This window comes from Parasediminibacterium paludis (assembly GCF_042651445.1).
In the GTDB taxonomy this organism is placed as follows: domain Bacteria; phylum Bacteroidota; class Bacteroidia; order Chitinophagales; family Chitinophagaceae; genus Parasediminibacterium; species Parasediminibacterium paludis.
The window spans coordinates 78,998-100,169 of record NZ_JBHSDC010000003.1; the positions used below are offsets into that span (position 1 = coordinate 78,998).

Sequence of the window (21,172 nt, forward strand, 5' to 3'; positions counted from 1 at the left end):
AGTAATACAATTTATTTAATTACAGCTCATCAAACCCATCATCATTAATTAGTGATTATAGGTTCTCAATAATCCCAGCAATACCTTGCCCACCACCTACGCACGCCGTAACCAAACCATATTTTTTGTTGAGGCGTTTCATGTCGTTTAGTATTTGCACCGTTAGTTTAGCACCAGTACAACCTAACGGATGACCTAAGGCAATAGCGCCGCCATTAATATTCACAATGTCTTGGTTTAGGCCAAGTTCTCTTATCACAGCAATACTTTGCGAAGCAAAAGCCTCGTTTAATTCTATCAAATCAATATCAGCCAAGTTCATATTGGCTTGCTTTAGCACTTTAGGTATAGCAGCTACAGGGCCTATACCCATGATGCGTGGGTGAACACCCGCACTGGCACAGTTTACTAGTCTACCTATTGGTTTTAGGCCCAATTCGGTCATCATTTTTTCACCCATAACTATTACAAAAGCCGCGCCATCACTTGTTTGGCTACTATTGCCAGCCGTAACGCTACCGCCTACGGCAAATGCAGGTTTTAGTTTCGCCAAACCTTCCACTGTGGTGTCTGCACGCAAGCCTTCGTCGGTATCTACTACATAACTTTTTACGGCACGTTTGCCTTTCTCGTTTACATAGGTTTGCTCTACAGTTATGGGCAAAATACCCTCTTTAAAATACCCATTTTCTATCGCTACTTTGGCTTTTGCATGTGAATTTTCAGCAAATACATCTTGGTCTTCACGACTTACGTTAAACTCTTTTGCCACTGCCTCTGCCGTTAAGCCCATGCTTAAGTAATAGTCAGGTTCGTCTTTTGCAATGGCGTACGATGGTACTGTTTTCCAGCCCGCTGTAGGCACTAGGCTCATACTTTCTGTGCCACCAGCAATAATACAATCTGCCATGCCAGTTCTTATTTTGGCGGTAGCCATCGCAATGCTTTCAAGACCACTAGCGCAGTATCTATTAATGGTAATACCAGGTACTTCTATACCCATTGCTTTGGCAGCAATAATGCGCCCAAACTGCAGGCCTTGTTCGGCTTCTGGTACCGCATTACCAACTATCACATCGTCTACACGTTTATAATCTAGTTCAGGTACGCTAGCCATCAAGCCTTTAATCACTTCTACAGCTAGGTCGTCAGGGCGAAAAAATCGCAATCCACCTTTTTTGCTTTTTCCAACAGCAGTTCTAAATCCTGCAATAATGTATGCTTCTTGCATGGCAACCAATTTTAGAATGTGAAAATACAATAAAGTTGTTTATGCAACTAATTTTTGCTTATGAAGATTTTGTTAGACTTTTTGTATTACCAATGTTAAATTGCTATTATCAGTTTATTACATGGCACACAGCGGACTTCTGTTTGCTTTTAGCTTTTTGTAGCTAGTATTAGTAACAGAAATGTAATGATATAAATGCCTCATGGTAATTTAATTTAACGCATCTTCATGTAAAATTAAATTATGGCACACTATTCAGATTTACAATTGAATACCTTCTATTTGATACAAGAAGAAGAAGGCGACTTAATTTCTTTAGTACAGCCTTTAATGGAAACAGATAATTGTGTGTTAATTCTTCAACACGATGATGAAAACATGACTTATTGGAAAAGAAAAGATGATGTATTCTTTGAAATTGTAGACGAACTTACTGAAGAACAAGCCGCAGAATATGAAGACTTGTTTGAAGAAGAGGAAGACGACACATTTGAAGTAGAATAATAATCGTTATTCCAACCTAATAAAAATACCCTGTGATGCTTTAGTATCACAGGGTATATATGCCATTCTTGTGTTTTAATAAGCTTCCCAATCGCAACCAATGGGTGCACCTGGTGCTATCTCTTTTGCAGGTGGAATAATAATATCTTTAGGGTTAGTAATGCGTTCTGCTATATAACCGTAATAAGCTTTTAAGTCTAGATTTGTTTTAGCTTTTGCAAGGCAGTCTGCCTTTATTTCTTGTAGCTTTTTATGACAAATAGATTTTACCAAATAATTGGCATTGTCATTAATACTTAAAGCCAATAACCAAGTAACCACTTGCTGCTGCGTTTGTAATTGTACTTGTTTTTTTAAACCTTGTAAGCCGTCGGTTTTAAACGCCGCTTCTGTAATAGTATTGACGACATCATCAAAGCCAATGGTATTAAATCTGCCTTTCATCTGTACCAAACGGTTAGCCCTTTCGATATTGAATAAAAAGGCCAATTCGTAATCTGCCAATGCCTCTGCGGCAGCCAATGCGTCAAAACTTAGGCCCGTTCTTTTAGCAAATAATTCGCCCACATTATAATACAACGGCGGCCTAGGCGGCAATAATTTTAAAATACTTTCAGGTAAGGTGAGTATGTCAGGCGACAAACAAGCTACTGCATCTGTCAATGCTTTTTTCTGAATGGTATTTGCCAAAGGTTCAGGTTGTTGTTGCAATTGATCACCACGTACGCTGTAGCTATAATTCATGCCACCAATTAATTTGGTTACTGCTTCAATTTGGTAGCGATGATAATTGTACACGGGCACTAATGCGTCTTCTAAACGCGTCATTGGTGTATTGTCTTTAATGGCTTTTTCACTGAAGTTTTCCAATGCTTTTTTACGTACAGCCAATACATTTTTTAGTTCTTCTGTCGCATCTTTTCCATTATCCCACAAATGGGCATAAGGATGCAAACCACCTGCGGCTCTAGCATCAGCATCGGCAATAAATAGCAAACCATTTTTTGTATTTTCTTCCAGTATTTTTCTTAAGGCATCATCTACATTGGTGCCAGGTGCAAAATCTGCATAACCATAAGTAATCGCTCGTTTATCCCATTCGCCAATTTCATTGGTATACACTTGTGAGAAATCAATATCACCTTTTGCATTGAGTGTAATATTTGGGTGGGGATAATCCATTACAGAAGCACGGTTATTAAAGCTAGACGCATAATTGTGTTGTAAACCTAATGTGTGGCCTATTTCGTGTGCAGCCAACTGACGTAAACGCTTTAAGGCAGCTAATTTCATGGTTTCAGGCACAGGCTTGCCAGTTTCGTAGGGTGATAATAAGCCAGTGAATATCAGATAATCTTGACGAACACGCAACGAACCAAGTGTCACTTGACCTTTAATAATTTCACCAGTTCTTGGGTCGGTAATAGAAGCGCCATAGCTCCAACCTCTGGTACTACGATGTACCCAATTGACCATATTGTAACGAATATCCATCGGGTCTGCACTATCAGGTAAAACGCGCACTTGAAACGCATTGATATAACCCGCTGCTTCATAAGCTTGGTTCCACCATTTGGCACCATCCATTAATGCAGAACGAATAGGTTCTGGCGTACCATTATCTAAATAATAGATAATGGGTTTTACTGGTTCACTTTTTGCAGCAGTGGGGTCTTTCTTTTGGAGGCGATGCCTCGCTATGAATAGTTGCTCAATTGGGTCGGTAAAAGGCGAACTATAATCGAAATAAGAAATGCCAAAATAGCCGCTGCGTATATCGTATCTGCGAGGCGTGAAATTACTATCGGGCAGTTGCACAAACGAGTGGTGCATACGCACCGTAATCGCTTCAGCCGAAGGTGTAACGGTTGTTACAAATCTGCCAGCATCGCTGCCACCAGTAAAAGTAATCGTCGCTTCAAACTCACTATTTAAAGGAAAATTTTTGGTATTTTGTAGATAAATAGCAGAGCGACTTTCGTTAAAAACATAGGTACCTTGTCGCATGCTTTTTATTCTATCAGCTACGCCATGGGCATCTCGTAAAAAGAAGCTAGTTGCATCTACCAATACTTTGTCGCCTTCATCTTCATCCACTGCAAAACTTGCTAAAATGGATTGTGCAAAGCTTTCGCGAACTGCTTTTTTCTCATTCGCATCGCTACTTGTAGCACGGTAAGCATAGTTTGGTTGTACGAGTAATACTTTTTTACCCACTTTATTAAAATACACAATTCTTTCCCCGCCAATTTGTCCACGGTCAAGACCTATATCGTTGCTGCCAAGACCAGCAGGCAATGAATTAACATATAAAAATTCTTTATCAAATTTGTCTACTTGTAGCCAAATTTTACCATTTGTGGCATCCCACCAAAAGGTGAAAAAGCCTTCCATCTTTTTGTAGTTTTTGGTTTTATCGGCTATTTTAGAAGTGGCTTGGGCGTTGCAAAACAGCATAGTGCAACACAACAATAGAGCATAACATACACGCATAGAAAATTAGTTTTGGTGAAATTGTAAGTGATGCGGTAAGATATTTTTAAAAACTGAAAATTCGTAGTAAAAAATGGTAAATGGCTTAAAAAATAATTTTCATTAATTATTGAAAATTCAGAAATAATGTTTTTATATTTGCCCTATGAATTTAGAAGAAGCCAAATTACAGTTTATTCAAAGTTGGGGCATTTTGGCGGGTCAATGGGGTATTAATAGAACAATGGCGCAAGTACATGCATTATTGTTAGTAGCTGCAAAGCCTTTAAGTACCGACGATATTATGGCTAGCCTCAGTATTAGCAGAGGTAATGCCAATATGAATATTCGTGAATTGATGGATTGGAAATTGATAGATAAAAGCATAGTAGCTGGTGATAGAAAAGAATATTTTGCCGCAGAAAAAGACATTTGGAAAGTGGTGACACATATCATGTATCAGCGTAAAAAGCGAGAACTCGATCCCATGCTTAAAGTATTGAACCAAATAAGCGACGTTGAAGGCGACCCGAAAGATGCCGATATTATGGCTTTTACAAGTATGGTGAAAGACATTCAAAAATTTGCTGGTCAGGCAGATAAAACGCTTGATACCATTATCAAAGCTGAAGAAAATTGGTTTTGGGGCAGTTTTATGAAATTGTTTAAAGGCTAAAAGGCGTTTCCTGAAAGAAGAAATCAAGCTGACTAACATCAGCTTTTATTTCACAATAAACTTTCAATATTTTCTGAAAATTCTGTAACTAAAATAATTTAATTAACAACAAAAACTGAAAACATGAAAAATCATGCTAAAGTAATGGTGTACGATGATAATTGTCCACTATGTAATGCTTACACAAGTGCGTTTGTAAAAATGGGTTTACTAGAAGCCAATGGTAGAAAGGCTTTTAGCCAAGTATCTGATAGTATTATGTGCAAACTAGATACGCATAAAGTAAAAATGAAATACCATTATTAGACACCGAAACTAACCAAACGTGGTATGGTTTAGATGCGATGTTAGAAGTGATGAGTGTAAAATTTCCTTTCGTTAAAAGGATAGCTAATCTGAAACCTATAAAATGGTTTTTGCTGCGCTTATACAAGTTAATTTCCTACAATAGGAAGGTAATTGTAGCAGTACCTAAAACCAATAGTAAATACGATTGCACACCCGATTTCAATGTAAAGTATTGCTTTATTTTTTTTGCTGTTAGTTATGTTATTTAGTATCGTTTGCATTAAACCCTTGTACTCCTTTTTTCATGTGGAAAGCATTACGAGTATTGCATTGCAGCAAATGTATTATGGTTTGGGTGTTTTATGGTTAGCAGCTTTTGTATTACCAATGTTGTTGCATAATGCTATGGCTTATCATTATTGGGGGCAAATGGCTATGGTAAGTTTATTAAGTTTACTATTAACGCTACCGCTATTTCTTGCAGGGCAAATACTAGCGCTACCAACTTTTGTAAAAGTGTTGTATTTACTAGGTTTACTAGCTTTTTTGATAAAAGAAATCAATAGAAGAATTATCTATTTACGTTCTGTAATTGATTGGAGTAAAAGACCATTAGCACAGTTAAAATAATGCATCATGAAAAATTAGAAAATTATAATTGCAGGCGGTACAGGTTTTATTGGTCAAGCATTGATTGCTTATTTTGGTAAAGACAATGACATTATTGTTTTATCAAGAAATATTGTTGAAGCAAATAATGCTTACAATAATACATCAGTTATGAAAAGCTTTACTACTGTGGTTTGGGATGGTAAGAATTTAGGTGAGTGGGGTAAGGTAATAAATGGTAGTGATTTGGTGATTAATTTATGTGGCAAATCTGTTAACTGTAGATATACGAAAGCTAATAAGCAAGCCATATTTGATAGTAGAACCTTGCCTACTAAAGCTATTGGGCAAGCAATTCAACAAAGTAAGCGACCGCCTAGTTTATGGATAAATGCAGCTTCTGCAACTATTTACCGCCATGCAATGGATAAACCTCAAGATGAGTTTGATGGAGAAATTGAAAATGATTTTAGCGTACAGGTTTGTAAAAAATGGGAAGCAACTTTCTTCGAGCTAGAAACACCATTCACAAGAAAAGTTGCTTTGAGAACTGCGATTACATTGGGTAACGCTGGCGTAATGTACCCTATTTTAACTTACTAAAATTTGGTTTAGGTGGTAAGCAGGGTAGTGGTAAACAAATGTATAGCTGGGTTCATGTAGATGATGTTTGTAGAATCATTGATTTTATAGAAGCGAATGAAGATATTACTGGTGTCGTAAATGTGAGTAGTCCTCATCCTGTGACTAATAACACTTTCATGAAAGTACTTAGGCAACAAACAAATACCAATATTGGCTTGCCAGCATTTACATGGCTATTGAAAATTGGGGCAGCCATTATTGGCACAGAAACAGAATTAATACTAAAAAGTAGATGGGTGTTGCCCTCTAAATTATTAAGTCATGGTTATCAATTTAAATACCCATATTTAGAGCAAGCGGTTGAAACAATAGTAAAAGATACACCAAAAAAATGCTATACGCTTCTGTAAGGTAATTATACCAATCCATCAATAGCTAAGGCTAATTGATAATCCAATTCTGTCACGGTATCGCCAGCATCGTGCGTGCTTAGCCAAATTTCAACTTTGTTGTATACGTTTGTCCACAATGGGTGATGGTTTAATTTTTCAGCTTCAATGGCTACCCTTGTCATAAAGGCAAAAGCCTGTGAAAAATTCGTAAATTCAAATTTTTTGTACAGCGTATTATTAGTTTTCTGCCAGTCAATGGTAGTCATGTTTTAGAATTTTTGGTCAATAATCATCGGCAACATTTTACGCCAAGTAGGCCAGTCGTGATGTATATCATTGCCCCATACCGATAAATCGTGCCAAATACCTTTATCCCATAAAACTTGTGAAAATTTCCGGTTAGAAGCGGGGTCTTCGTGATTACCAGATCCAGTGTAAATATGTATATGATTACTCGCTTTTATTTTGTTTAAATACCACTCATCAGTAAGTTTTGGTATATAATGGTATGGACTATTGTAGTACACTTGCTCATCCCAGAAGCCTTTGGTGTATTCGGTTAAATCATACACACCACTCATGCTGATGACACCATTGATGATGTCTGGACGTTTTAAAAATAAGTTCATGGCATGCAATGCGCCAAAAGATGCACCAACGGTATAAACCATCGTATGTTGGCTGGTATGCGTTCTAATATAAGGGATGACCTCGTTAAATACATAGTGATTAAACTGGTTATGCCTAATGGCTTTGTGTTCAGGCCGCATTTGGGTGTTCATCCAGCTTTCTCTATTAATGCTATCTATGCTAAATACTTTTAGCTTGCCGGCATTAATCATTGGTGCCAATGCATCTATCAGTTGAAAGCGCTCGTATTCTAAATAATCAGCAGCAGCAGTTGGTATTAATAACAATGCAAAACCATAGTGACCATAAGTGGCAATTGGCATGTTTTTATTTAAAGAAGGGCTATGCCAAGAAGTAATGATTTTTTGCATATTCGTCTGAACGGGGATTTTGTATGATTTTTTGATTTTGTAGATTACTTAGATTGGGTACGCTAAAAAAATAATTCGTGTAATTAGCCTTAATTCCTGTCATCATACTTTATTACTCAAAACTTTGGTGTTTAATTTCATTCCATAAATCTTTAAAACATTGTGCCGCAAAGCTATTCGCTGCGAAGGTTTCAAGTGGTGCTTCATTTACGCCCATTTTTTCTATATCGCTGAGGTATGGAATATAATTTTTAAAGAAAATCTTGTCTTTGTAAAACGCATTCATTACTTCGTGATGCAAGTTTTTACGATGGTCTACCATACTAAAAAAGCACCTTAATTTCTCACTATCAAAATCATGTTCTTCAAAATAATTGGCCACTGTAGTAAACGAGCGAATAGATAATGTGGTAGGAATATTTGGCATAATTACCCAATCTGCTGCATTAAAAATATTGTCGTGTAATAGCGAAATACCTGGCGGACAATCTAGTATGATGATATCGAATTGTTTTTTTAACGGTGCAATCATCGCAGCAAGTTTCTTCTTCGACTGTTTCAACTCGTTTAATAAAATGTCGGCTTGTCTTGCTGATAAATCTGCTGGGATAATACTTAAATTGTCAAAAGCTGTTGTTTGTAAGGCATCTAACAAGGATAGCTCGTTAGTCAGCAATTTCTTTGATTCATTTTTTACAGAAGCTTCTACGCCTAGAAAAAACGATGAACTACCTTGGGGATCTAAATCCCAAATAAGGGTTCTATAACCTTCTTGGGCAGATAAATAAGCCAAGTTAATAGAGGCAGTGGTTTTGCCAACACCGCCCTTGAGATTGTATAGTGCTAATGTTACCATGCAATAAATGTATAAAAAAATGATGGAAGCAGAAAAAATGTAAGTTTTCTAGGCTGTTTGTAGTGTAGACTCTCAGCGGTGCTTTCTAATTACCATGTATTTTGTAGTAGTATGCTTAATTAAATATTTATTGTTGCTAAGCTAGCTACTTAACGGGCAAATTGCTTTAATTTACACCTAAAGGCTTTTTGAGTCTTTTGACAACAACACATGCATCATTATAATGAGATTGGTTTAAAAACGAATGCTGGTATTTTTTCATTTGAAGTCCTTATTACCTTATCGTTAGATTAAGTTTAACACAGCGACAGCGTAATTAAATAAAATGCCGTCTATTTACAACAATAATCAACAGCAATAAAAGGGATGAAAAGAATTTGTTTTATACTATGCTTTCTGAGTGTCTATTTTATAGGCAAAGGGCAGACAATTACGATTAATACGACCGAGTTTGACGTTTCTAAACCATATGGCACTGGCTCAACTATTAGTTTGCCAATTACGCTGTCTTCAACTTCTTGTTTTGATGACACAAATGTGTTCAATCTATATCTTTCTGATCAAACAGGCAGTTTTGCTGGTAATACTTTAATCGGCAGTTTTACTGGTTTTTTTACTACCTACGTCAATGGTTTAATTCCAGCAGGAACACCTGCGGGCAACGGCTATAAACTAAAAATCACCTCTACATCTCCCATAATTTCTGCTATTTCTCCCGCTTTTTCTATTGCTACAACCTCGGGTGCTTTGGTATCAAAAGTTAATCCTCAAGTACCCTTAAGAATACTGAGCGACCAATTATATTTCGGTTGGTGTAGTACACAGCCACCTGGTACTGTATTAGATTTAGCCAATTTGTCTTCCGCGGGTGCAAGTGTTAGTTTTCAACTAAAAAATGGGAGTAATGGTGTGTCTTCTAATCCAACTCTGTCTGCCAATGTTTTAAGCATTCCATTACAACAAACTTATTATACACTTACTGTAAAGGCAGATTCTGCTGGTATACTTAGTACCAAAAGTTATTTTCTTATTAATACACCTAATATTTTAGGTATTGCTAATAATGGACAGCAAAAGCCTTGTTTTCCAGACTCTGTTAGTTTTCAAATACCAATTACGAGCGCAGCTAGCGGTGGTATTGGTGATAATTTCCCTGGTATGCGGTATCAAGTATTTTGGAATGATGGTACCACAAGTTATTATAAGCAATGCGATTTGGTGAATGCTAATGGCGTTATTTCTCATTTATATACCAAAAGTTCTTGTTCTACAGGAAATCCATACAGTGTAACGCCACAAAAAATATACCCTTATTTTCCAGCAGGCAGTACCCAAGTAAACCAGTGTAGTGATGTTGGGGGTGTAAATACGCAGGTGTTTGTATATTCAAGTGCTAAAGCTAAGTTCAGCAGCCCATCTTATGGATGTATAAACACAGCTATTAATTTTAGTAACAATAGTGATCCTGGCCAATCAAAGTCTTTTGGCTCTAATACTTGTAATTCATCGGCTTATTATACTTGGTTTGTAGATGGGTCAGTTGTATATTCATCCGCAACACCCGAATCAACACCGCCAAATTTATCGCAAAGTTTCTCAAGTGTAGGTACGCATACTGTTAGATTATTAGTCGATAATTTAAGTTGTGCTGTTTCAGATACTACTAGAACTATTTGTATTGAACCTGTGCCCGTACCCAACTTTAGTATGAATCCTGCAGCTTGTGTTCCTACAAGTTTTACGCCTGTAAATACCACTAATAGTAATCCATGTAGACCGATGACTTTTAGTTGGTCTATCTTAGATTCTTTGGGCAACAATACTGTGAATACAAGCTATTATACCATATCTGATCCATCTGCCTTTCAGCCAGTAATTACCATCCTAAAATCAGGGAAATATATTTTACAATTGTCTGTAAGTAACTCCTGTAGTACCGTTGTAAACAGACAAACCATTGTAACGGGTGGCGGTACACCTTTAGCTACTTTACCACCTGCTCAATCTTATTGTGGTGTAAAAACGATTGATTTTGGTGCCGATGCCAATCATAAACCCAATTATGACAGCCAATTTGGAAATGCTACTGTTTATAATTGGTCTGTAACGGGCGGAACGTATTCGTACGCTAATGGTACAAATGCAACATCGGCTTATCCGCAAATTACGTTCAACGATTTTGCTACGTATACTGTTGGTTTGACATATATTACTAATTGTGGAACATCTACAACCGTTACCCAACAAATTACTTTTAAGCCGATACCAACATTTACTGCACCAGCAAACCAAGTTGTTTGTGGTGGCATGGCTACTGTACCGATAAACTTTACGAGTTCGCCTGGTGGTGCTAGTTTCGCTTGGACGAATAGCAATGCATCTGTTGGTTTAGCAGCAAGCGGTAGTGGTAATATCGGTAGTTTTACAACTGTTAACCAAGCTAGTCAGCAAATTGCTACAATTACTGCTACCCCAACCTTAAATGGGTGTACTGGTAGTGCAAGTTCATTTACCATTACAGTTAACACAACGCCACCATTACCAACCGCTACAACTGCTATAGCGCTTTGCCAAAATTCAACACCAAATGCTTTAACAGCAACCCCATCCACAGGTAATACATTAAAGTGGTATGATGCAACCAATACCTTATTGCCTAGTGCACCTACACCTAATACAACTACAGTGGGTACTACTACTTATTATGTTAGTCAAGTTAATACATTGTCTAATTGCGAAGGTGCTAAGCTGGCTATATCAGTAACTGTAAACCCTGCCACAGTTATTGATACTTTGTCTACAAAAAATCCTTCTACCTGTCAAGGTTCAGATGGTGCGATCACTTTAAAAGGATTAGTGGCAAATACGGCTTATACACTTAACTATAGTAAAAATGGTGTGGCTATTGCACCACTTCCAATTATTGCAAGTGTTTCTGGTAGCTATGTAATCACAGGTTTATCAGCCGGGGCTTATACCAATATTACCGTTACAAGAAATAATTGCCCATCTAATACCTTAAATCCTATCAGCTTGTCAGATCCATCCGCACCTGCAACGCCTGTTATTAATTCAAATTCACCAATTTGCAGTGGTGCAACAATAACACTATCTGCCAACAGTACAACAGCAGGTGTATCGTATAGTTGGTCAGGTCCTAACGCATTTTCACAAACAGGTCCAACACAAAATATTCCAAACACCACTTTGGCAAATGCAGGTACTTATTCTGTTGTAGCCGTATTAAATGGTTGTACGTCTGCAAGTACCACAGTAAATGTTGTTATCAACGAAACACCAATAGTATCAGCAACTAATAATAATCCTTGTAGCGGGACTGCTTTAAATTTCACAGCAACAAGCAGCGTAAATGGGGTATCGTATAGTTGGACTGGTATTGGTTTCCCAACTGCAAATACGACTCAAAACCCATCTATTGCCAATGCCACAAGTGCTTTAAATGGTACTTATACAGTTACTGCTGCTACTGCCACTTGTAATGCAAGTGCTAGTACAATAGTATCCATTAAGCCAACACCAAATATTAGTTCGGCCACTTCTACTAATCCAACAAATTGTGGTAGTAGCACAGGTACTATTGTTTTAAATCTTTCTACAGCTAATACTTATTATGATGTTGCATACACGAAAAATGGGATTGCTAGCAGCTTTTTAATTTCATCAAACGCTTCTGGTGTGCTTACAATACCCAGCTTGGCTGCTGGTACCTATAGCGCTATTAGTGTTACTTTAAATGGTTGTACGTCTAATGTTGTGGGGCCATTTACATTAACCGATCCCAATGTACCTACAAAACCAACTGCTACATCTAACAGCCCTATTTGTACAGGTGCTACCTTAACACTAGGCGCATCAAGCGATGCTGGCGCTACATTTAGTTGGATTGGTCCTAATGGCTTTACAAGTACCCAAGCATCGCCTAGTATTCCAAATACTACTGCCGCAAATATTGGTACTTATAAGGTAGTCGCTATTTTAAATAGTTGTGTATCCGATACTGGTAGCGTTCCTGTTGCCATTAGTCAGTCACCAGTTTTAACAGTTACAAGCGATAATCCTTGTTCTGGTAATACCCTACATCTCACAGCGAGTAGTAGTGTAGCTGGTGTTAGCTATGCATGGTCGGGTCCTAATGGTTTTTCTAGTGCCTTGCAAAATCCAAGTTTTGGCAATGCAAGTACACTTCTAAATGGTACTTATAACGTGGTGGCTACTATTGGTGCTTGTAGTGGCTTTGGTAGTACTTCGGTAGTTGTAACACCAACGCCCGTTATTTCTGGCAGTACAAAGTCTAACCCTACAAGTTGTGGTACGGCTACTGGTAGTATCACCTTAAATGGATTATTGCCTAATACTAATTATACTATCAATTATAATTTTAATGGAGTTGCCATCACACCAATTGTTATTACATCAAATGCTAGTGGTGATGTGGTTATAGCAGCATTAGTAGCTGGTACCTACACTAATGTGACTGCCACTTTAAATGGTTGTCCTACTACTAACGTGATTGCCTATACTTTATCCGACCCAAGTGCACCAGCAACGCCAACGATTGCACCTGTTAATCCAATTTGTAGTGGTACAACACTAAATCTAACAGCAAATAGCACCACAGCAGGCGTAACCTATGCATGGACAGGCCCTAACGCTTTTACAAGTACTGTTAGTAATCCATCTATTACCAATGCGACTTTAGCTGCTGCTGGCACTTACACTGTTACCGCTACCATTAATAGTTGTATATCCTCACCGGCTACTGTTTCTGTAATGATTAATGAAACCCCTGCAAAACCTACTGTTGGTGGCAATAGTCCAGTATGTGAAAATGGCTCAATTAATCTTACTGCTACTAGTACTTCAACGGGTAGTCTTATGTACACATGGTCTGGCCCAAATGCGTTTACAAGTGCTATGCAAAACCCAACTATTAACAACGCTTTGCCTGTTAATGGTGGTTATTATAAAGTATTTGCAACCAATACGAATGGTAATTGTGTAGGAACAGCAGATTCTGTAAATATTGTAGTAAATGGTGCATTAACTAATACAATTACCAACACACCTCCATCTATTTGTGCCAAACAATCAGTAACTATTATAGGTCAAACACCGCTTGGTGGCAATGGTACTTATAACTATCAATGGCAGCAAAGCCCTGATAACAGTAACTGGACAGATATTACTGGCGCTACGCTTAATAATATCACTTTCAACCCAAGTGTTACGGTATATGTACGACGGGTAGTGGCTTCAAGTACTTGTACAGCACCAAGTAATGCTGTACTAATTACAGTGCAGCCATCTATCTTTAATAACACAGTATCTAAAGATTCAGCAATTTGTTTGGGTACTGCTGCACCTACATTGGTAGGTTCTTTGCCCACAGGTGGCAATAATACATATGCTTACCAATGGGAAAATAGTACGGACGGTGGTGCCACTTGGTTGTCTATTGCGTCCGCTACTGCTAAAGATTACTTACCACCCACACCTACTGCAAATGTTACATATAGAAGAATAGTAACCAGTAGCTTATGTACGGGTCCTCAAGCAGATACTAGTAATGTGGTAACGATTACAGTGAACCCACTTGCAAAAGCACAGTATACATATACCAAAGATGTATCATGTGCCGTGTTTGATATTGCTGCTACTGTTCAGAATATTACAAACCCCGCTAACGGTAGCTACCAATGGTATGCGAATAATACCTTAATTGGCACTGGCACAAGTATGCCAGCTTATTCAATTACCAACGGTTTTGACTCGGTAGTGATTAAATTAAAAGCCATCAGCTTATACGGTTGTAACAATGATAGCATAGAACATAAATTCTTTACATCGCCTTCTCCAGTACCAAGTTTTACTGTAAGTGACAGTGTAGGGTGTGGGCCATTAAGCGTATCATTTACCAATACGACCACTTATGGAAATTTATTCACCTATAATTGGAATTTTGGCACTGGCACAACCGCTACAGTGGCTAGCCCATCGGGTATAGTTTTCCCAACTAATCCTACGTATTACGATACGATTTACAATGTTACTTTATCTGCATTAAGTGCTTGTAAAACGGTAACATCCACCAAAGCGATCCGTGTGAAATCCAAACCACAGGCGTTGTTTACACCAAATAAGAGCGTGGGCTGCTCGCCATTGCCAATTACTTTCAATAATACCTCTCGTGGTAATAATATGACATTTGTATGGAACTTTGGTGATGGTTCGGCACCTGTTACTACAACTAGTAGCAATGCTATACAACACACATATAGTACTGGTATACAAGATACGTTTAACGTAAAACTAATCGCCACAAACGAGTGTGGTAGCGATACACTTACCTATAATATTATTGTATCGCCAAATACGATTAAATTAGATTTTGCAGTTAATGCTACCGATGTTTCGGCTTGTTTGCCAAGCACAGTGCATTTTATTAATAATACAAGTGGCGCTACATCGTTCAACTGGGATTTTGGTGATGGTAATGTTTTAACCACTACTAAAAATATTGATACGGTTACCCATGTGTATACATCGGCTGGTACATTTATTACCAAATTAACTGCTACTAATGGTTGCAGCGATACTACTGATTACGAACAAATTAAAGCTTTTGCCAAACCTATTGTGAAATTTACAGCTAGCCCACTAACGGCTTGTCTAGGTGATAGTATTCGTTTTGTGAACCAAACCGATACCGCAACTGGTTATACTTGGCGCTTCGGTAATGGTAATTCATCATCGCTTACCAACCCTACTTATGTTTATAATTCTGTAGGTACTTATCATACCCAATTAATTGCTGTTAGGCAATACCCTGCTATTGCTTGTAGTGACAGTGCGGCAACAACGATTAATGTAGTGGCTAAATTGAACGGTTCGTTTAAAGTGAGCGATAGTGTAAGTACTTGTGTACCATTTAAAGTGGTATTTACCAATCTTAGTGTGCCATCCATGTTAACCACATGGGATTATGGCGATGGCATTAAAGATACGGGTGATTTGGTTCAACATATTTACACCACTAGTAATACATTCGTGGCGAAAATGACGGCTGTAAATGCTGGGGGATGTACCTACGAAACCACAAAAAATATTGTAGTAAATGGCCCTACAGGTACATGGATTTATGATAAAGGATTAATCTGTGCGAAGAAGTCGGTACAGTTTCAGGTGAATGCCTTAAATGCAGATTCGTTACGTTTCAATTTTGGTGATGGCACCAGTTTAACTACCACAAACCCTATTGTAAATCATACTTATACACAATCTGGTAATTATTTGCCTTCTGTGCAATTATTATCTGGCACGTCATGTTATGTTAATTTGCAAGGTGTAGATACTATTAAAATTGATAAAATAACTGCAGGCTTTACAACTATACAACAAAAAACTTGCGGTAACACTACGGTTGGTTTTACCGATTCTACGCGTTCGTTCTATGGCGTACAAACTTGGCAATGGAATTATGGCGATGGAACACCTGTAGGTACTACTCAAAATACACAGCATATTTATACTGCTGGTAATACGTATAATATACAGTTAATTGTTGTAGGTAAAAGTGGTTGCAGCGATACGTCGGCATTACAATTGCCCATTAATATTAATAACAAGCCAAAGGCCTCAATTATTGCCGATGTTATTAGTTGTACCAATCAGCAAGTAAATTATACTGCTAACATTACATCTCAAGACAGTGTGGTACTAAAGCTGTGGAAATTTGCAACAGGGGCTTCTGCCACTGGTAGTACAACGTCTTATGTGTATACGTTACCAAACACCTATACCACTGCATTTATAACTGGCACAATCAATGGCTGTTTCGACACTGCTTATAATACTATTACTGTTAACCCAAGTCCTAGTTTATCAGTTTCTCCTGGTGTAACTATTTGTAAAGGTGCCTCCACACAATTATTAGCTACTGGTAGCAATAATGTTACATGGTTGCCAGCTACCAATTTAAGTTGTACTACCTGTACCAATCCATCTGCTTTCCCATTAGTTACTACTGCTTATGTTGCAAGTTCTACCAATAGTTTTGGTTGTACTTCTACTGATACTGTATTGGTTACGGTTATTCAACCATTCACTATTACAGTAACGCCAAGTGATAGTATTTGTGTGGGTCAGTCTACTAAGTTGGGCGCTTCTGGTGCGTTCTCATATGCATGGACACCTGCAACTGGTTTAAGTGATGCAACTATTCAAAATCCTGTGGCTAGTCCCTTGGTTACCACTACCTATCAAGTTACTGGTAAAGACCAATATAATTGCTTTACTTCCACAGCGTCGGTAGTAATTGGTGTGGGTGACTATCCTGTTGTAAATCTTGGTCAAAACCAAGTCTTAGCTGCGGGTTCTACTTATACGTTTACACCTTCTGTTATCAACGGTCCTATTGCTAGTTGGTTATGGACACCTGCTACCAATTTAGATTGCAGTACTTGCCCAACCCCTACGGCTACGGCTAAAAACGATATATGCTATGTTGTTAATGCAACTAATATTTATCACTGCTCTACCACAGATACAGTTTGTATAAAAGTATTCTGCGAAAGCTCGCAAGTGTTTATACCAAACGCTTTTATGCCTGGTACTGGTAGTGGTAAAAATGATATTTTAATGGTACGTGGTTCAGGTATTAAATTGGTGAAAAGCTTTAGAATTTTTAACCGTTGGGGGCAAGTGGTATTTGAGCGTGCCAATTTTGTACCGAATGATAGAAACTATGGCTGGGATGGTTTAATACAAGGCAAACCCGCCGATACCGATGTATATATTTATACCTGCGAGGTAGTGTGTGAAAACGATACACCTTTTGTATACAAAGGCAATGTGGCAGTAATTAGATAGTAAAAACAATTTTGTGTTTTTGTAGATTGAAAACTTAATAATAATGTTGAAACGTTTAATATATAGCTTAGCACTAACGCTAATAGTAAGTTTTGCGATTGGCCAAGATTTGACCTTCTCTCAATTTTATGAGAATGCACTCTTACGCAATCCTGCACTCGCGGGCGTTTTTGAGGGGGATGTACGCTTGGTAGGTTCATTTAGAAACCAATGGCAAAGTATTACCGTACCTTTTCAAACAATTGCTTTTAGTACCGAAGTAAAATTTCCTTTTGGTAAGCACAACGACTGGATTACGGCTGGTGTGCAAATAACACAAGACGCTGCTGGTGATATTAAACTGAAGCGTACTCAACTATTGCCTGTGGTCAATTTTCATAAATCGCTAAGTGGCGATAACGATAATTATTTATCGGTAGCTTTTATGGCTGGCCCCGTACGCTCGCAGTTCGATCCAACACAATTAAAAGTAGATGACCAGTTTCAAGGGGGTGTATACAATCCTAATTTACCTACCAACGCGATATTCGGCACCACTGGGTTTACCTATTGGGATTTTAGCGCAGGTATCTCCTACAGCAGCAGCTTTGGAAATGGTAATAAATATTATTTAGGTGCTGGCATGTTTCATATTAATAAACCATTGGTAGGCTTCTATACCAACAACGCTACCAGTGCGCTTAACAGAAAAATTGCTTTAAATGCAGGTTTATCTGTACCAACTAATGATTATAGTAAAGTGGTATTTTATGGTGATTATTTTTCGCAAGCAGGAAACCAACAATTTTTGGGTGGCTTAATGTATGGTACTGATTTAGTGCAAGGTATTGGCTACGATTCGTATGAGAACGTTACTTTATACGGCGGCTTATTTTACAGATGGAGCGATGCATTGATACCCGTTATTAAATTAGACATACATCAATTTACGGTTGGTGTTAGTTACGATGCCAACGTATCGCAATTAAAAACAGCTTCTCAATCGCAAGGTGGTTTTGAGTTTACGGCTACCTACCGCGCCAAGTTTAGAAATCGTAGTAATGCTGGCGATAAAGTACGCTGTGTAAGCGGATTTTAAAAAGTTGTGTTGATAACAAGTATTTATGATGGCAATGGTCTTTTATTAACCCGCCAAGTCTCAAAGACTTGGCGGGTTAATTTTTCCTGTATTTTCGTCCCTGATTTATATAATTAGAAACAACTATGAGCAAGCCCGTTTTACATACAGTATTATCTCCTCGTTTATTGGATATCTACGATTGCAGCAATAGTATTGTAGTTATTATTGATGTGTTTAGGGCTACAAGTACCATTGCTACGGCTTTGTACAATGGAGCGGCACGTGTCATACCCGTGGATGCGGTAGATAAATGTATTCAAATAGGTAAGGTAACTGGCGGTATCACGGCTGGCGAGCGTGATGGTAAAGTAATTGAAGGCTTGGCTTATGGCAATTCGCCTGCTGAATATCCACGAAATTTTATTGAAGGTAAAACCTTGGTATTAACCACTACTAATGGTACCAAACTGCTGCACATGGCATTACAAGCGGGTGCAGCAGAAGTGATAACCGGTTCTTTTCCTAATCTTAGTGCTGTATGTGATTATTTGGTGGCGCAAGGCAAGCCAGTAGTATTGGGTTGCAGTGGCTGGAAGGATAAATTTAACCTAGAAGATACCATGTTTGCAGGGGCGGTCATAAGCCGTGTGAAAAACCATTTTACCATTCACTGCGATAGTAGCTTGATGGCAGAAGAAATGTACAACAAGCACAAAGATGATCGATTGGCCTTCATTAGACAATTAACCCACTGGCACCGATTAGAAAAATTTGGCCTAGAAAAAGATTTAGAGTACTGCGTGACTGAAGATGTTGCCAATGTATTGCCATTGTTTAAAAATGGCGATTTAATAGCAGGATAGTGTGGTGCTCGTAGCTGCAGATACAGATTTCGAAAAGCTAGTTATAACATAATTATTTGTAAAAGCAGGTTCTCTGCATAACCAATGCAATTAGCAAAATATAAAGCTTGTTAATATTCTTTTATTCATCGCAATGATTGCTATTGTAATCAATCGGTTGGTTATATTTACGCCTACAATATTTTAAAGCGTATGAACAAGTTTTTAGCCATTAGTATATTCGTTCTTTCAACCTTATGTACCGTTGCGCAGGTAAAAAAAGTAATACCAACAAAACCTGTATCAGGTAGCAGTAGCAATGCTTCCAAAACACAAGATACCAAAGCTAATTCTGCTGTTGGTGGTAGAAATATCAGCATTACATTAACACCATATAAAAATACTTGGGTGTACTTAGGCTGTTATTTTGGTAAAAATAAAACCTTGTCAGACTCTGCTTATTTAAACGAAAAAAGCTACGGTGTTTTTAAAGGCAAAAACAAATTAACGCCAGGTATTTATTTTATTGTATCGCCACAGTACGCCATCTTATTCGATATTTTAATGGATAGCAAACAACAGTTTAGCATTGTAGCTGATACATTAAAAAAAGAAGATGCTGTTATTACAGGTTCTTTTGAAAACGATTTGTTCAAAAAATATTCTGAATTTTCATTGGTAAAAGGTAAAGCTACCAACGATTTAAAAATGGCCTATAGCAACGCCAAAACCAAAGCGGATTCATTAAAAATAGTGAATGAAATGACTGCCATTAGTAAAGATGTGCAGGCTTATCAAAACAATGTTATCAAGCAAAATCCTAACTCATTGTTGGCTACCTTATTTAACGCTTTGAAGCAACCCGAAGCGCCACCAATTCCAGTGGTCAATGGTAAGCCAGATTCTACTTATCCATTTAGATATGTGAAGGAACATTTTTGGGACGACGTGAATTTTAACGATGATAGGTTGCTGCGTACACCTTTTTTTGAACCTAAAATAGATAACTATTTTAAAAACTATGTGTCGCCTGAACCTGATAGTGTATATCCCGAAGTCAAATACATGTTGTTGCTGGCAAGAACTGGTAAAGAAATGTATCCTTACCTACTTACCAAGTTTACCAATAAATATATTAACCCCGAATTTATGGGGCAGGATAAAGTGTTCTTGAAAATATTTGAAGATTTTTATGCTAAAGGCGATACCACATATTTAAATCCTGCAAGCCGCAAAACCATCATCGAAAGGGCTTACAGCTTGATGGCTAATCAAATTGGTGGCCAAGCACCTATATTAGATTTAACAGATACATTGGGTAAAACGGTGCCTTTGTATGGGATTGATGCTAAGTTTACGTTCGTTGCATTTTGGGATCCAACTTGTGGCCACTGCAAAGAAGAAATTCCGCGAGTGGACAGTATATACAAAGCCAAATGGAAAGCCTTGGGTGTAAAAGTGTACAGTGTTAATGTGAATGAGCCTAAAATAGTAGAGTTTAAACAGTTTTTAGCTGAGAAAAAAATCAGCCAAGATTGGACGGAAGTATACCAAACCAAGGCAGCTAGAGATGCTGAACAAGCGGCTAACCAACCGAATTATAGACAATTATATGATATGTATAAAACGCCTACTTTTTATCTGCTAGACGAAAAGAAACGGATTATTGCCAAGCAATTAAGTTTAGAACAGTTTGATGATGTCATCGCTGCTAAACTAAAGAACAAATAAGCTGCGACTACCACCCAAACCTCGATTAACTGAAAC

The 21,172-nt window shown here is 37.9% G+C and carries 15 protein-coding genes; 10 read left to right on the top strand and 5 right to left on the bottom strand.

Annotated elements, in window-relative coordinates:
- Positions 1 to 55: 55 nt before the first annotated feature.
- Positions 56 to 1,231 carry a thiolase family protein gene (locus ACFOW1_RS04085; RefSeq protein ID WP_379012442.1) on the bottom strand — a complete coding sequence of 392 codons (1,176 nt, stop codon included), beginning with the start codon at positions 1,229 to 1,231 and terminating at the stop codon, positions 56 to 58.
- Positions 1,232 to 1,474: 243 nt separating this feature from the next.
- On the opposite strand from ACFOW1_RS04085, the gene ACFOW1_RS04090 reads away from it, so the two are divergent.
- Positions 1,475 to 1,735, top strand: a complete 261-nt coding sequence (locus tag ACFOW1_RS04090; RefSeq protein ID WP_379012443.1) for a hypothetical protein — start codon at positions 1,475 to 1,477, stop codon at positions 1,733 to 1,735.
- Between the two features lie 75 nt (positions 1,736 to 1,810).
- Here ACFOW1_RS04090 and ACFOW1_RS04095 read toward each other — a convergent pair whose 3' ends face one another.
- Complete coding sequence (locus ACFOW1_RS04095; protein ID WP_379012444.1) at positions 1,811 to 4,228, bottom strand: zinc-dependent metalloprotease; 2,418 nt, start codon at positions 4,226 to 4,228, stop codon at positions 1,811 to 1,813.
- Between the two features lie 145 nt (positions 4,229 to 4,373).
- Between ACFOW1_RS04095 and ACFOW1_RS04100 the strand changes: the two genes are divergently transcribed.
- The 5 genes from ACFOW1_RS04100 to ACFOW1_RS04120 all read left to right on the top strand — a co-directional run bounded on the left by ACFOW1_RS04100 (position 4,374) and on the right by ACFOW1_RS04120 (position 6,775).
- On the top strand, positions 4,374 to 4,883 hold the full coding sequence (locus ACFOW1_RS04100; protein WP_379012445.1) for a GbsR/MarR family transcriptional regulator: 510 nt from the start codon (positions 4,374 to 4,376) through the stop codon (positions 4,881 to 4,883).
- A 123-nt stretch (positions 4,884 to 5,006) separates the two neighbouring features.
- On the top strand, positions 5,007 to 5,189 hold the full coding sequence (locus ACFOW1_RS04105; protein WP_379012446.1) for a hypothetical protein: 183 nt from the start codon (positions 5,007 to 5,009) through the stop codon (positions 5,187 to 5,189).
- 288 nt (positions 5,190 to 5,477) lie between these two features.
- Complete coding sequence (locus tag ACFOW1_RS04110; protein ID WP_379012447.1) at positions 5,478 to 5,801, top strand: hypothetical protein; 324 nt, start codon at positions 5,478 to 5,480, stop codon at positions 5,799 to 5,801.
- 60 nt (positions 5,802 to 5,861) lie between these two features.
- Positions 5,862 to 6,383 carry a hypothetical protein gene (locus ACFOW1_RS04115; RefSeq protein WP_379012448.1) on the top strand — a complete coding sequence of 174 codons (522 nt, stop codon included), beginning with the start codon at positions 5,862 to 5,864 and terminating at the stop codon, positions 6,381 to 6,383.
- A 38-nt stretch (positions 6,384 to 6,421) separates the two neighbouring features.
- Positions 6,422 to 6,775, top strand: a complete 354-nt coding sequence (locus tag ACFOW1_RS04120; protein ID WP_379012449.1) for a DUF1731 domain-containing protein — start codon at positions 6,422 to 6,424, stop codon at positions 6,773 to 6,775.
- Between the two features lie 5 nt (positions 6,776 to 6,780).
- On the opposite strand, the gene ACFOW1_RS04125 is transcribed toward ACFOW1_RS04120, so the two are convergent.
- From ACFOW1_RS04125 to ACFOW1_RS04135, 3 genes are all read right to left on the bottom strand, one after another.
- Positions 6,781 to 7,023 (bottom strand): 4a-hydroxytetrahydrobiopterin dehydratase, encoded by a 243-nt coding sequence (locus tag ACFOW1_RS04125; RefSeq protein ID WP_379012450.1) that lies wholly within the window; start codon positions 7,021 to 7,023, stop codon positions 6,781 to 6,783.
- A gap of 3 nt (positions 7,024 to 7,026) precedes the next feature.
- Complete coding sequence (locus tag ACFOW1_RS04130) at positions 7,027 to 7,758, bottom strand: esterase family protein (RefSeq protein WP_379012451.1); 732 nt, start codon at positions 7,756 to 7,758, stop codon at positions 7,027 to 7,029.
- 112 nt (positions 7,759 to 7,870) lie between these two features.
- Positions 7,871 to 8,614 carry a ParA family protein gene (locus ACFOW1_RS04135; protein WP_379012452.1) on the bottom strand — a complete coding sequence of 248 codons (744 nt, stop codon included), beginning with the start codon at positions 8,612 to 8,614 and terminating at the stop codon, positions 7,871 to 7,873.
- Positions 8,615 to 8,980: 366 nt separating this feature from the next.
- On the opposite strand from ACFOW1_RS04135, the gene ACFOW1_RS04140 reads away from it, so the two are divergent.
- The 4 genes from ACFOW1_RS04140 to ACFOW1_RS04155 all read left to right on the top strand — a co-directional run bounded on the left by ACFOW1_RS04140 (position 8,981) and on the right by ACFOW1_RS04155 (position 21,136).
- Entirely contained in the window at positions 8,981 to 17,503 is an 8,523-nt protein-coding gene (locus ACFOW1_RS04140; RefSeq protein WP_379012453.1) for a PKD domain-containing protein, read from the top strand.
- A 43-nt stretch (positions 17,504 to 17,546) separates the two neighbouring features.
- Positions 17,547 to 18,581 carry a PorP/SprF family type IX secretion system membrane protein gene (locus ACFOW1_RS04145; protein WP_379012454.1) on the top strand — a complete coding sequence of 345 codons (1,035 nt, stop codon included), beginning with the start codon at positions 17,547 to 17,549 and terminating at the stop codon, positions 18,579 to 18,581.
- Positions 18,582 to 18,706: 125 nt separating this feature from the next.
- Entirely contained in the window at positions 18,707 to 19,426 is a 720-nt protein-coding gene (locus ACFOW1_RS04150) for a 2-phosphosulfolactate phosphatase (RefSeq protein ID WP_379012455.1), read from the top strand.
- Between the two features lie 192 nt (positions 19,427 to 19,618).
- Positions 19,619 to 21,136, top strand: a complete 1,518-nt coding sequence (locus tag ACFOW1_RS04155) for a redoxin domain-containing protein (protein ID WP_379012456.1) — start codon at positions 19,619 to 19,621, stop codon at positions 21,134 to 21,136.
- Positions 21,137 to 21,172 lie beyond the last annotated feature (36 nt).